The sequence below is a fragment of the Streptomyces sp. NPDC001507 genome (genome assembly GCF_042894765.1).
Lineage (GTDB): Bacteria > Actinomycetota > Actinomycetes > Streptomycetales > Streptomycetaceae > Streptomyces.
Genome location: NZ_JBIAVV010000006.1, coordinates 97,770 through 110,470, shown reverse-complemented (window position 1 = coordinate 110,470; position 12,701 = coordinate 97,770). Strand labels below are relative to the sequence as shown.

Annotated in this window: 9 protein-coding genes; 8 read left to right on the top strand and 1 reads right to left on the bottom strand. The window is 69.9% G+C overall.

Features of this window, described 5'->3' with window-relative positions; genetic code table 11:
• Positions 1 to 10: 10 nt before the first annotated feature.
• From pqqC to ACFY0K_RS20480, 8 genes are read left to right on the top strand one after another with little or no spacing between them, the layout of a single operon-like run.
• A complete protein-coding gene (gene pqqC, locus ACFY0K_RS20515) occupies positions 11 to 775 on the top strand; it encodes a pyrroloquinoline-quinone synthase PqqC (RefSeq protein WP_390641033.1) in 765 nt (254 codons plus the stop codon).
• Positions 772 to 1,026 carry a pyrroloquinoline quinone biosynthesis peptide chaperone PqqD gene (pqqD, locus tag ACFY0K_RS20510; RefSeq protein ID WP_390641032.1) on the top strand — a complete coding sequence of 85 codons (255 nt, stop codon included), beginning with the start codon at positions 772 to 774 and terminating at the stop codon, positions 1,024 to 1,026. The genes pqqC and pqqD overlap by 4 nt, the downstream gene beginning before the upstream one ends.
• Entirely contained in the window at positions 1,023 to 2,114 is a 1,092-nt protein-coding gene (gene pqqE / locus ACFY0K_RS20505; RefSeq protein WP_390641031.1) for a pyrroloquinoline quinone biosynthesis protein PqqE, read from the top strand. Before pqqD ends, pqqE begins: the two co-directional genes overlap by 4 nt.
• Positions 2,111 to 3,295, top strand: a complete 1,185-nt coding sequence (locus ACFY0K_RS20500) for a glycoside hydrolase family 105 protein (RefSeq protein ID WP_390641030.1) — start codon at positions 2,111 to 2,113, stop codon at positions 3,293 to 3,295. The genes pqqE and ACFY0K_RS20500 overlap by 4 nt, the downstream gene beginning before the upstream one ends.
• 4 nt (positions 3,296 to 3,299) lie before the next feature.
• The gene (locus ACFY0K_RS20495) at positions 3,300 to 4,082 is read left to right on the top strand and encodes a heparin lyase I family protein (protein WP_390641029.1); all 783 of its coding nucleotides are present in this window, start codon (positions 3,300 to 3,302) and stop codon (positions 4,080 to 4,082) included.
• Between the two features lie 11 nt (positions 4,083 to 4,093).
• Positions 4,094 to 7,330 (top strand): glycosyl hydrolase family 28 protein, encoded by a 3,237-nt coding sequence (locus tag ACFY0K_RS20490; protein WP_390641028.1) that lies wholly within the window; start codon positions 4,094 to 4,096, stop codon positions 7,328 to 7,330.
• Positions 7,327 to 8,670, top strand: a complete 1,344-nt coding sequence (locus tag ACFY0K_RS20485; RefSeq protein WP_390641027.1) for a glycoside hydrolase family 27 protein — start codon at positions 7,327 to 7,329, stop codon at positions 8,668 to 8,670. Before ACFY0K_RS20490 ends, ACFY0K_RS20485 begins: the two co-directional genes overlap by 4 nt.
• 11 nt (positions 8,671 to 8,681) lie before the next feature.
• Entirely contained in the window at positions 8,682 to 10,712 is a 2,031-nt protein-coding gene (locus tag ACFY0K_RS20480) for a PQQ-dependent sugar dehydrogenase (protein ID WP_390641026.1), read from the top strand.
• Between the two features lie 7 nt (positions 10,713 to 10,719).
• On the opposite strand, the gene ACFY0K_RS20475 is transcribed toward ACFY0K_RS20480, so the two are convergent.
• Complete coding sequence (locus ACFY0K_RS20475; RefSeq protein ID WP_382729035.1) at positions 10,720 to 12,546, bottom strand: AMP-dependent synthetase/ligase; 1,827 nt, start codon at positions 12,544 to 12,546, stop codon at positions 10,720 to 10,722.
• Positions 12,547 to 12,701 lie beyond the last annotated feature (155 nt).

The window sequence follows — 12,701 nt, the reverse complement described above, 5'->3', positions numbered from 1 at the left end:
GCGGGCCACCATGACCGTCACCGCCGCCACCACCGTCCACCCCGGGTCGGACCTGGGCCCCTGGCCGGCCGCGGAGTTCGCCGAACGACTGCGCGCCGTCACCGCCGACCGCTACCACGACCGCCACCCCTTCAACCAGCGCATGCACCGGGGCGAGTTGACCCCGGCCGAACTGCGCCGCTGGATCGCCAACCGCTTCCACTATCAGCGGCACATCCCCGTCAAGGACGCCCTGATCCTCGCCCGACTCGACCGGCCCGAGCTGCGCCGTCCGTGGGTGCGCCGCATCCGCGACCACGACGGCACCGCCGACGGCGAGGGCGGCATCGAGCGCTGGCTGCGCCTCGGCGAGGCGGCCGGCCTTTCTCGCGAACAGCTGTGGGACAGCACCCGGGTGCTGCCCGGGGTGCGCTTCGCGGTCGAGGGGTACGTCACCTTCTGCCGCCTGCGCCCCGCCCTGGACGCGGTCGCCGCCTCCCTCACCGAACTGTCCGCGCCCGGCCTGATGCGCACCCGCATCGCCGCCTTCGAACGCCACTACCCGTGGATCGACCCGGCCGGCCTCGGCTACTTCCGCACCCGCGTCGACCAGGGCGCCCGGGACGGTGCGGAGGCCCTCGCGCTGGTCATGTCCTGGGCCCGCACCCGCGAGGAGCAGCACCGCGCCGTCGCCGCCCTCGCCTACAAGTGCGAGGTGCTCTGGGCGCTGCTCGACGCCGTGGACCGGGGGGACACCGGGGGCCGGGACGACGCTCCGGACGGCGGTGGGCCATGACCTGGCACCCCGTCCTCGCCCGCACGGCCGTGCTGCGCCACGACCGGGTCCGCGGCACCGACCTGTTGCTGCTGCCCGAGCGTGTGGTCGTGCTGCACGGCCGGGCGGGCGGCGTGCTCCGGCTGTGCGACGGCACCCGGGCGGTGCCCGAGATCGTCGCCGAACTGTCCGGGGCCTTCCCGGGCGCCCCGGTCGCGACCGAGGTCCCGGAGTTCCTCAGCGCGTTGCGGAAGGAGGGATGGCTGCGATGACGACCGCGGAGCCGGGTGGACCCGCGCCGCCCTGGGCACTGCTCGCCGAGCTCACCCACGCCTGTCCGCTCCACTGCGGCTACTGTTCGAACCCCGTCCGACTGATCGGTCGGTCAGCGGAGCTGCCGACCGCGCAGTGGGCGGAGGTGTTCCGGCAGGCCGGCGAGCTGGGCGTCGTCCAGACCCATCTGTCCGGCGGCGAGCCGCTGCTCAGACGCGATCTGCCCGAGCTGGTCGGCGCCGCGGACACCGCCGGCCTGCACACCCAGCTCGTCACCAGCGGGCTCGGGTTGACCGAGCGGCGGCTGGCAGGGCTGGTCGGGGCCGGGCTGCGCGCGGTGCAGCTGTCCGTGCAGCACGCGGCACCGACGGCCGCCGAACGCATCGCCGGCGCCCGTTCGTTCACGGCCAAGGAACGCGCGGCCCGGCTGATCCGGGCGGCGGGCCTGCCCTTCGGTCTCAACGTCGTCCTGCACCGGGGCAACCTGGACGCCGTCGAGGACCTCATCGCGCTCGGCGTGGCCTGGGGCGCGGACCGGATCGAGCTGGCCAACACCCAGTACCACGGCTGGGCCGCCCGCAACCGAGCCGCCCTGCTGCCACTGCCGGGACAGGTCGAGCGGGCCCGCGAGGCGGTCCTGCACTGGCGCCGGCGCCTCGACGAACCAGAGCTGGTCTGGGTCGCCCCCGACCTCCTCACCGGCACGGCGAAACCCTGCATGGGCGGCTGGGGCCGGATCTCGCTCACCGTCACCCCGGACGGCACCGTCCTGCCCTGCCCGGCCGCCGCCACCCTGCCCGGCCTCGACCCGCCCAGTGTCAGGGACCGACGACTCGCCTGGATCTGGCGGGAGTCGGGAGCCTTCAACGCCTACCGGGGCGAGTCCTGGATGCGCGAGCCCTGCCGCGGCTGCGCCCTGCGCACCGCCGACTTCGGCGGCTGCCGCTGCCAGGCGTACGCACTCACCGGAGACGCCCGCAACACCGACCCGGCCTGCCGCCACGCCCCCGGCCACCACCTCGTACCCCTGCGGCGGACCTCCGAGGCCGCCGCCCCCAGAGAAGCCCTTGCAGAAGGAGGACCATGAAACGCCTGCGAGTCGCCCTCGCGGCCGTCACCCTCACCACCGCCCCCCTGGTCGCGCTCCCCGCGGCCGTCCCCCCGCCCGCCCTCGCCGCGGCCGCCGCCCCGGCCAGGCCGGCCGCCGCCACCGACTGGTCCACCGCGGTCGTCGACTCCACCATGGCCCGCTACACCCCGAGCACCATCGGCGGCTGGTCCTACCCTGTCGGCCTCTACCTCTACGGCCAGTACCTCACGTACCGGCGCACCCACGACCCCCGCTACCTCACCTACATCAAGGACTACGTCGACCGGTTCGTGAAGAGCGACGGGTCGATCGACCAGTCCTTCAACAGCCTGGACAGCATGCAGGCGGGCCGGCTCCTGGTGATCCTGCATCACGAGACGGGCCAGGACCGCTACCGCAAGGCGGCCAAGAAGATCCGCGACCGTCTGAACACCTATCCGCGCACCGGCGACGGCGGCTTCTGGCACGCGGACAACTCCAGCCGCGCCCATCAACTCTGGGCGGACGGCGTCTACATGGTGAACCCGTTCCTCGTCGAGTACGGCAAGGAGTTCGGCGACAGCACCTACACCGACGACGAGGCGGCGAAGCAGCTGTACGTCTACGGCAGTCATCTGCAGGTCGCGAACGGACTGCTCAAGCACGCCTACGACGAGTCGGGGACCGCGAGTTGGGCCGATCCGCAGACCGGGCTCGCCCCCGAGCACTGGTGCCGCGCCGTCGGCTGGTACTCCATGGCGATCGTCAACGTCCTGGACGCCGTTCCGGCGAACCAAGCACGGCGCCCCCAACTCCTGTCCGTCTTCCGCAAGCTGGCCGCCGGTCTGGAGAAGTACCAGGACCCGGCGACCGGTCGTTGGTTCCAGGTGATGGACAAGGGCGACCAGTCCGGCAACTGGACCGAGACCTCCTGCTCCAGCATGTTCACCTACGCCCTCTCCCGCGGCGTCCAGCAGGGCTACCTCGACCCGCACTACGCCGCCGTCGCGCACCGCGGCTACCAGGGCGTGCTGGCGAAGCTCTCGGTCGGCTCGGACGGCCGCACCAACCTCGCCGACATCTCCATCGGCACCAACGTCGGCGACTACGCGTACTACGTCGGCCGCTCCCGGGCCACCAACGACTTCCACGGTCTGGGCGCCTTCCTGATCATGAACGAACAACTGCGAGGCGAGTAGTGTCATGAGCACATCCAGAAGAGCACTGCTGGGCGCGGCTGCCGCGGGCGCGGCCGGAGCGGCGCTGGGGCTGCCCGCCACCGCCCACGCCGCCTCCTGGCAGCAGAAGTGGGCCCCCTCCGCGAGCAGCGACGGACTCGGCGCCTTCGAGACGGTCGAGGACGACCGCGCCGACTCGCACCCCGCCGGGCATCCGCACATCTTCGTCACCGGCAGCAACTGGCGCTTCAACATGCACACGGTGGACCGGGACACCTCGACCGACCGGCAGCGCCAGGAGGTGACGGGGCTGCGCACCGGCTCCAGCGGCTACCTCAAGTGGAACGAGGGCCAGACCTGGCGGATCACCTACTCGATGTACATCCCGAGCTCGCTGAAGGCGACCACCACCTTCACGCACATCATGCAGATGAAGCAGCCCGGCAGCGGCACCTCCCCGATCGTCACGCAGTCGCTGCGGCGGGTGAACGGCAAGCAGACCATCGAGCTGAACCTCGCCACCGACGGCATCATCGTCGGCCGCACCGACCTCGACCCGCTGCACGACTCCTGGACCGACGTCGACTTCCAGATCAAGGTCGGCAACGGCTCGGCGGGTTCGGTCCGCTGGATCCTCAAGTCCGGCGGTGCCACCGTGATCGACGCCTCGAAGACCGGCGTGGACACCTTCCTGGCCGACCGGGTCCGCCCGAAGTGGGGCATCTACCGCTCCCTCGGTGACACCTCCGGGTCCCTGCAGGACACCTACCTCCTGCTCACCAACCTCCGTGGCTATCAACTGGTGTGAGGAGACGCCACATGAAACCCCCCACCGGTCCGGGCCGCCGCGCGGCGGCCGTCATCCTCTTCGTGGTGGCCGTGGTCCTCGGCCTCACCCACCCCGCGGCCCTCGCCGCCCAGCACGCCGCCGCACCCCGCGCCGGCGCCGTCTACGACGTGCGTGACTACGGCGCCAAGGGCGACGGCTCCACCAACGACAGCCCGGCCGTCGACAAGGCGATCACGGCCGCGAACTCCGCGGGCGGCGGCACCGTCCGCTTCACCGCCGGCACCTACAAGTCCAAGAACACGATCCACCTGAAGAGCCATGTGACACTCCAGCTCGACAAGGGTGCCACCCTCCAGGGCTCCAGCGCGGACACCTACGACAAGGCCGAGTCCAACCCGTACGACGCCTACCAGGACTACGGCCACAGCCACTTCCACGACGCGATGATCTACGGCGACCGGCTCACGGACATCGGCTTCGTCGGCCAGGGCGTCATCGACGGCGCGGGCAACCTGATCACCGGCAACCCGAAGACCGGCGAGGCCGACAAGATCATCTCGCTGACCCGGTGCGACGGCCTCCGGATCGGCGACGGCCTCACCCTCCGCCGCGGTGGCCACTTCGCGGCCCTGATCAACGGCTGCACCAACGTGACGTCCGACCGCCTGACCATCGACACCGCGAGCGACCGCGACGGCTGGAACGTCATCTCCACGACGAACGCCACGATCACCAACGCCACCATCCACGCCAACGACGACGCCCTGGTCTTCAAGAGCGACTACGCCCTCGGCGCCAAACTGCCCAACGGGCATGTGCGGGTGAGCGGTTCGACACTGGGCGCGAAATGCTGCAACGCCCTGATGTTCGGCTCCGAGACCTGCGGCGACTTCTCGGACTACCGGTTCGAGAACATCCGCATCGACGGCGCCGACAAGTCCGGCCTCGGCATGGTCTCGATGGACGGCGCGAAGATCTCCGACGTCCACTACCGCGACATCACCATGACGAACGTGCACTCGCCGATCATGGAGAAGATCGGGACGCGGAAACGCTGCGGGAACAGCCCCGGCGTCGGATCGATCAGCAATGTCACGTACGACGACATCACCGCCACCGGCAACAGCCCCTCCTTCAGCCCGACCCTGTGGGGCGAGAACGGCCACCGCATCAGCGGAGTGACCTTCAACAACGTCAACATCACGGTTCCGGGCGGCAACGGCACCATGTCCACCGGAGTGCCGAGCAACGATCCGAACGACTACAACCCCAAGGCCATCGGCACCCGGCCGGCCTACGGCTGGTACCTGCACAACGCCGACCACGTCCAGTTCACCGACAGCAGCGTGAAGTTCGCCGCGAACGACGGCCGGCCCGCGGTCATCGCCAACTCGGCGAGCGATCTGCGCCTCACCCGCTTCACCGCCGAGAAGGGGAGTGACTCCCCGTACGACATCGGCCTCCAGGACGTCACCGGCGCCTGCCTGACGGACAGTCACAACAGCTCGGGCGGGGCGCTGCGCGTCTCCGGCAGCCAGGACTGCACGGCGGCCACGCACCCGCTCGACCTGGAGAACCCCCGCCAGGACTTCCTGCGCAACTCCGTCGGGGGGCTCTTCCTGCACTGGGGCGAGCGCACCGCACCCGCGCACACCAACTGCACCGCCTGGGAGAACGACGTCACGAACGGCGGCTGGACCCCGGGCTACTGGGTGAACGAGGCCCAGAAGCTGCACACCCAGTACCTGGTCCTCGCGACCTTCCACAGCCGCCTCGGCTACGCTCGCCCCTGGCCGTCGAAGATCCCCGGCTCCTGCTCCACCAAGCGGGACTTCCTCGGCGAGCTGATCGCCGCCGCCAAGGCCAAGGACATGAAGGTCATCCTCTACATGACCAACGACCCCCAGTGGCACGACGAGGGCGGCCACGAGTGGCTCGACTCCGCGGCGTACTCCGCCTACAAGGGCAAGAACGTCGACCTCACCACCAACGACGGGTTCGGGCAGTTCAGTTACGACAACTTCTTCGAGGTCATGGACCGCTACCCCGACCTCGGCGGCTTCTGGATCGACAACGACAACTCCTACTGGGAGAGCCACAACCTCTACCAGCAGATCTACGACAAGCGCCCGAACTACACGCTCAGCAACAACAACGAAGACACGCCGATCATGGACATGATCAGCAACGAGCAGAAGACGGGCATGACCCCGGCCTACGACTACCCGCAGGCCGTCTACACCGCCCAACCCCGCCTGACCGAGGCCGACTTCAAGCTGCCCTCGACCGGTGCGTGGTGGTACGACGGCTCCGACCCCTCCGTCGACAAGATGCTCACCCTCGGCCGCCTCGTCACCAACGCGGGCTCCTCGGTGAAGGCCCTGATGGCCGAGACCGCCCAGGTCAACGGCAAGTTCCCGGCGAACCAGGCCGCCTTCAACAACTTCGCGAACACGTACCTGAACCCCATCTGGGAGTCCCTGCACGGCACCGAGGGCGGCGGCTACATGTACGGCGGCCTCAAACCCGGCTTCTGGAACGACGGCGCCCACGGTGTGACGACGATCGCCAAGGACGACCCCGACCGCCAGTACGTCCACGTCCTGACCCCGCCGTCGACCAGCACCCTGCGGATCCGCGACAACGGCTACCGCGTCGCCTCCGTCACCAACCTCCGCACCGGCAAGGCGGTCTCGTGGTCCCAGTCCGGCGGTGTGCTGACCCTGACCGGACTCGGCGACTGGGACCCGTACGACACCGTCCTCAAGATCACCACCGCCGGCCGCCAGGGCATCCTCACCGGAGTCAAGGTGACCGCGAGCGCGGCGGCGAGCGGGCACGCCGGTTCGGCCGCCGGTGACGGCGACCACCTCACCTACTGGGACAACAACAAGACCCTGCCCGTGAACCTCACCTTCGACCTCGGCTCGGCCAAGAAGGTGCAGTACATCGGCCTCAACCAGCGCGAGGACTCGGTCGCCTACGCCCGCTCGGACACCGAGCAGTCGGCGCGCATCAAGGACTACAAGGTGTACGTCAGCAACGACGGCACCACCTGGGGGAGTGCGGTCAAGTCCGGGCAGCTGCCCAGCCGGCGCGGCATCCAGGGCATCGACCTGACCGCCGCCACCGCCCGTTACGTCCGCCTGGAGGTGGACTCCACCTGGGCCGCCGCCACCGACACCACCCGCTACCAGCGACTGCGGGTCGACGAGGCGTGGATCGGCACCGCCTACGCCACACCCGTGAACGGAGAACGCCCGTGACCCGGACCAGAACCCTCACCGCGGCGGCCGCCGCGCTGCTGGCCGCGGCCGCGGTGCCGCTGCTGAGCCCGGGCCACCGGGCCCCCGCCTCCGACAACGGCCAGGCGGTGCGGCCCGCGATGGGCTGGAGCAGCTGGAGCTTCGTGCGCCGGTGGCCCACCCAGGCCAAGATCGAGGCCCAGGCCGACGCACTCGCCGCGAGCGGCCTCAAGGACCACGGCTTCGTCCAGGTCAACCTCGACGACTTCTGGCAGAAGTGCGACGCGAACGGCTTCACCGTCGACTCCTACGGCCGCTGGGCCGTCGACCCCGCCAAGTTCCCCGACGGCATCAAGGCGCTCGCCGACTACGTCCACGCCAAGGGCCTGAAGTTCGGCTTCTACGTCACGCCCGGCATCGCGAAGAACGCCGTCACCAGGAACACCCCGATCGAGGGCACCTCGTACCACGCCAAGGACATCGCGGACACCTCGAAGACCGAGAAGAACTACAACTGCAAGAACATGTACTACATCGACTACTCCAAGCCGGGCGCCCAGGAATTCGTGAACTCCTGGGCGAAGCAGTTCGCCTCCTGGGGAGTCGACTACCTGAAGATCGACGGGGTGGGCAGCCAGGACATCCCCGACGTCCAGGCCTGGTCCAAGGCCCTGCGCGTCACCGGCCGCCCCATCACCTTCGCGCTCTCCAACAACCTCGCGATCGCCGACGCCCCGACCTGGCGGTCCCTGGCCAACAGCTGGCGCACCCAGGGCGACGTCGAGTGCTACTGCGGCCCCGGCGACAACGGCAGCGGCTACCCGCTCACCGACTGGTCGCACGTCTCCGCCCGCTTCAACACGGCCGCGAGCTGGCAGCAGTACGCAGGACCCGGCGGCTGGAACGACCTGGACTCGCTGGAGATCGGCAACGGCGACCAGGCGGGCCTCACCGCCGACCAGCGGCGCTCCCAGTTCACCCTCTGGGCGATGGCCGCGGCGCCCCTGCTCCTCGGCACCGACCTCACGCACCTCGACACCGTCGACAAGGCCATGCTCACCAACGACCGGCTGATCGGCGTCGACCAGGACGGGGTGGCCGCGAAGCGGATCGTGAACAGCGGGGTCAAGCAGGTCTGGAGCAAGAAGGAGAGCGACGGCCAGTACGTCGTGGCCCTCTTCAACACCGGCACCTCCGGCAGCTCCACGGTGAGCGTGGACTGGTCCCAGGTCGGCTTCACCGGCTCGGGTGACGTCACCGACCTGTGGTCCGGCTCCCACAAGGGCACCGTCGCCACCACCTACAGCGCGACCCTGCGCCCGGGCGAGACCCGGCTGATCCGCGTCCGGCCGCTCGGCTGAGGAGGACCGTCATGACCCCCAGAACCCTGCTGGCCCGCGCCCTGCCGCTGGCCCTCGCCGTCCCCCTCGTCGCCCTGCTGCCGGGGACCGCGCGGGCGGCCACCGACTACCAGGCCGAGGACGCGACGATCTCCCAGGGCACCGTCGCCACCAACCACACCGGCTACACCGGCACCGGCTTCGTCGACTACACCAACATCAAGGGCTCGTACGTCGAGTTCACGGTGAGCGCCGCCACGGCCGGCACCTCCGCGCTCACCCTGCGCTTCGCCAACGGCACCGCCACCGACCGGCCGCTGGACATCTCCGTCAACGGCACAGTCGTCGCCTCCGGCGTCTCCTTCCCGGCCACCGCCGACTGGAACACCTGGGCCACCAAGTCGGTGAACGTCCCGCTCACGGCGGGCAGCAACAAGATCCGCGCCACCGCCACCACCGCGAACGGCGGCCCCAACCTGGACAAGGTGAGCCTCGCCGCGGCGGCCGACACCCAGGCCCCCACCCGCCCCGGCCAGACCTCCTGCTCCGACATCGGCGAGGACGCGCTCACCCTCGCCTGGGGCGCCGCCACCGACAACGTGGGCGTGACGGCCTACGACCTCTACGAGCACGGCAACAAGATCGGCGAGGCGTCCGGGAGTTCGACCTCGAAGACCCTCACCGGGCTCGCCCCGAACACCACCTACGACCTCACCGTCATCGCCCGCGACGCGGCCGGCAACACCTCGCCGGCCAGTCCCGTCGTCGACTGCACGACCAAGCCGAGCAGCGACACCACACCGCCCACCGCCCCCGGCACGCTGTCCGCGACCGGCGTCACCGCGAACACCGCCGACCTCGCGTGGGGTGCGTCCACCGACGACCGGGCGGTGACCGCGTACGACATCCGCAGCGGGACCACCGTCTACAAGACGGTCACCGGCGCCACGAGCACCACTCTCACCGGGCTCGCCTGCGACAGCCCGTACACCCTGGACGTGGTCGCCCGGGACGCGGCCGGGAACGTCTCCCAGCCCAGCAACGCCGTCACCTTCACCACCAAGGCGTGCGCCACCGACGGCGGGGTGCCCTCCTCCATCGCCACGCTCTCCAGCGGGTGGACCATCCCCTGGGGCACCTACTGGCTGCCCGACGGCAAGACCGCGCTGGTCACCGAGCGGGACGACTTCCGGGTCTGGAAGGTCACCAAGGACGGGGCCAGGACCCAGGTCGGGACCGTCCCGAACGCCGTCACCACCAACGGCGAGGGCGGCCTGCTAGGCGTCGCTGTCGACCCCAAGTGGGAGACGAACCACTACGTCTACTTCATGCACACCGCCGACGAAGGCAACCGAGTCGTGCGCATGACGTACGACGGCAGCACCCTCGGTGACTACAAGATCCTGCTCCAGGGCATCAAGAAGAACCGCTACCACAACGGCGGCCGGCTCCTCTTCGGCCCCGACGGCTACCTCTACGTCTCCACCGGGGAGGCCCAGACGCCCGACCTGGCGCAGGACAAGAACTCCCTCAACGGCAAGATCCTGCGCATGACGACCGACGGCAAGCCGGCCCCCGGCAACCCGTTCGGCAACTACGTCTACAGCCTCGGCCACCGCAACCCGCAGGGCCTCGCCTTCGACCGCAACGGGCGGCTGTGGGAGGCCGAGTTCGGCAACAGCTCCAAGGACGAGCTCAACCTCATCAAGCCGGGCGCCAACTACGGCTGGCCGACCTGCGAGGGCACCTGCTCCGTCGCCGGGATGACCAACCCCAAGGCCACCTGGAACGTCTCCGAGGCCTCCCCGAGCGGCATCGCCATCGTCCGCAACGTCGTCTACATGGCCTCGCTGCGCGGCGAACGGCTGTGGCGCATCCCGATCAACGGGGACACGGAGAGCGTCGGCACCCCGACCGCTTACTACGTGGGAACCTACGGCCGGCTGCGGACCGTGACCAAGGTGCCGGGCGCCGACCAGCTGTGGCTGTCCACCACCAACTGTGACAACAACGGCAACGAACCGGACGGATCCGACAAGATCTTCCGGGTCAGCATCAGCTGACGGGCCATCAGGCCCGGTACAGCGCCTCGACCTCGTTGGCGTAGGCGTTCTCGATCGCCTTGCGCTTCAGCTTCAGCGACGGGGTCAGCAAGCCGTGTTCCTCGGTGAACGGCTGGGCGAGGATACGGAACGTACGGATCGACTCGGCCTGTGAGACCAGGGTGTTGGCGGCGACCACCGCGCGCCGCACCTCGGTCTCCAGGTCGGCGTCCCGCACCAGCTGGGCCGCGGACATCTGAGGCTTGCCCCGCATGGTCAGCCAGTGCTCGACGGCCTCGGTGTCCAGGGTGACCAGGGCGGCGATGTAGGGGCGGTCGTTGCCGACGACGATGCACTGGTTGACCAGCGGATGGTCGCGGACCCGCTCCTCCAGGACACCGGGGGAGACGCTCTTGCCGCCGGAGGTCACCAGGATCTCCTTCTTGCGGCCGGTGATCGTCAGGTAGCCGTCCTCGTCCAGGGAGCCCAGGTCACCGGTGGCCAGCCAGCCGTCGTGCAGGGTGGCGTCGGTGGCCTTCTGGTTGTTGAGATAGCCCTGGAAGACATGGCCGCCGTGCAGCCAGACCTCGCCGTCGTCCGCGATGTGCACCGTGGAGCCCGGTACGGCCTGGCCGACCGTGCCGTACCGGGTGCGCTCGGGCGGGTTGGCGGTGGCGGCCGCCGTCGACTCCGTCAGGCCGTACCCCTCGTAGATCTGCACGCCCGCGCCGGCGAAGAACAGGCCGAGCCGGCGGTCCATCGCCGAGCCGCCGGACATGGCGTTGCGGATCCTGCCGCCCATCGCCGCCCGCACCTTGGCGTAGACGAGCTTGTCGAAGATCTGGTGCTGCATGCGCAGCGACGCCGACGGTCCGGGCCCGGTGCCCCAGGCCTTCGCCTCCACGGCGTCCGCGTACTTCACCGCGATCTCGACCGCCTTCTCGAACGGCCCGCCCTTGCCCTCCTTCTCCGCCTTGCGCCGCGCCGCGTTGAACACCTTCTCGAAGATGTACGGCACGGCCAGGATGAACGTCGGCCGGAACGCGGCCAGGTCGGGCAGCAGCGCCGCCGCGTGCAGCTGCGGCTGGTGACCGAAGCGGACCCCGTGCCGGATCGCCGCCACCTCCACCATGCGCCCGAAGACGTGCGCGAGCGGCAGGAAGAGCAGGGTGGAGACCTCCTCGCCCTTCTTCGCGCGGAACACCGACTCCCAGCGGGCCACGACCGTGTCCGCCTCGTACATGAAGTTCCCGTGCGACAGGACACAGCCCTTCGGGCGGCCCGTGGTGCCCGAGGTGTAGATGATCGTGGCCACCGATTCGGGCGTCACCGCCTGCCGGTGCCGGTGCACCACCTCGTCGTCGAGGTGCGCGCCCGCGTCGTACAGCTCCTGCACCGCGCCCTCGTCGAGCTGCCACAGCTGGCGCAGCTGCGGCAGCCGGTCGATGACGGTGGCGATCGTCATCGCGTGGTCCTCGTGCTCCACGATCGCCGCCGTGCACTCGGCGTCGTACAGCATCCAGAAGCACTGCTCCGCCGACGAGGTCGGGTAGACCGGCACCACCTGGGCGCCGATGGTCCACAGCGCGAAGTCGAACAGCGTCCACTCGTAGCGGGTGCGGGACATGATCGCGACCCGGTCGCCGAACCGGATGCCCCGGGCGAGGAGTCCCTTGGCCAGGGCGAGGACCTCGTCGCGGAACTCGGCCGCGGTCACGTCACGCCACTGGCCGAGCTCGTCCTTGCGGCCCAGCGCGACGTGCAGCGGGTCCGTCCGGGCACGCTCGAACACGCTGTCGGCCAGACCGCCGACCGGCGGCGCCGACACCAATGGCGGGTTGGTGAACTCGCGCAAACCCCGCTCCCCGCTCCTCGCTCCACAGTGACGGTAGTAGTGACGCTCCGGACAGCGCGTGAAAGCTACCCCACCGGAAGACCGATCGGGAGGGGGTGCGAAAACGAGCATTGCTCTCGTATGACCACGCTCACGTAGGGAAAATACGCCCACAT

What these genes read in the sequence shown, in the direction of transcription:
- pqqC (WP_390641033.1), top strand. Translation starts at nt 11, where the DNA reads ATGACCGTCACCGCCGCCACCACCGTCCACCCCGGGTCGGACCTGGGC.
- pqqD (WP_390641032.1), top strand. Translation starts at nt 772, where the DNA reads ATGACCTGGCACCCCGTCCTCGCCCGCACGGCCGTGCTGCGCCACGAC.
- pqqE (WP_390641031.1), top strand. Translation starts at nt 1,023, where the DNA reads ATGACGACCGCGGAGCCGGGTGGACCCGCGCCGCCCTGGGCACTGCTC.
- ACFY0K_RS20500 (WP_390641030.1), top strand. Translation starts at nt 2,111, where the DNA reads ATGAAACGCCTGCGAGTCGCCCTCGCGGCCGTCACCCTCACCACCGCC.
- ACFY0K_RS20495 (WP_390641029.1), top strand. Translation starts at nt 3,300, where the DNA reads ATGAGCACATCCAGAAGAGCACTGCTGGGCGCGGCTGCCGCGGGCGCG.
- ACFY0K_RS20490 (WP_390641028.1), top strand. Translation starts at nt 4,094, where the DNA reads ATGAAACCCCCCACCGGTCCGGGCCGCCGCGCGGCGGCCGTCATCCTC.
- ACFY0K_RS20480 (WP_390641026.1), top strand. Translation starts at nt 8,682, where the DNA reads ATGACCCCCAGAACCCTGCTGGCCCGCGCCCTGCCGCTGGCCCTCGCC.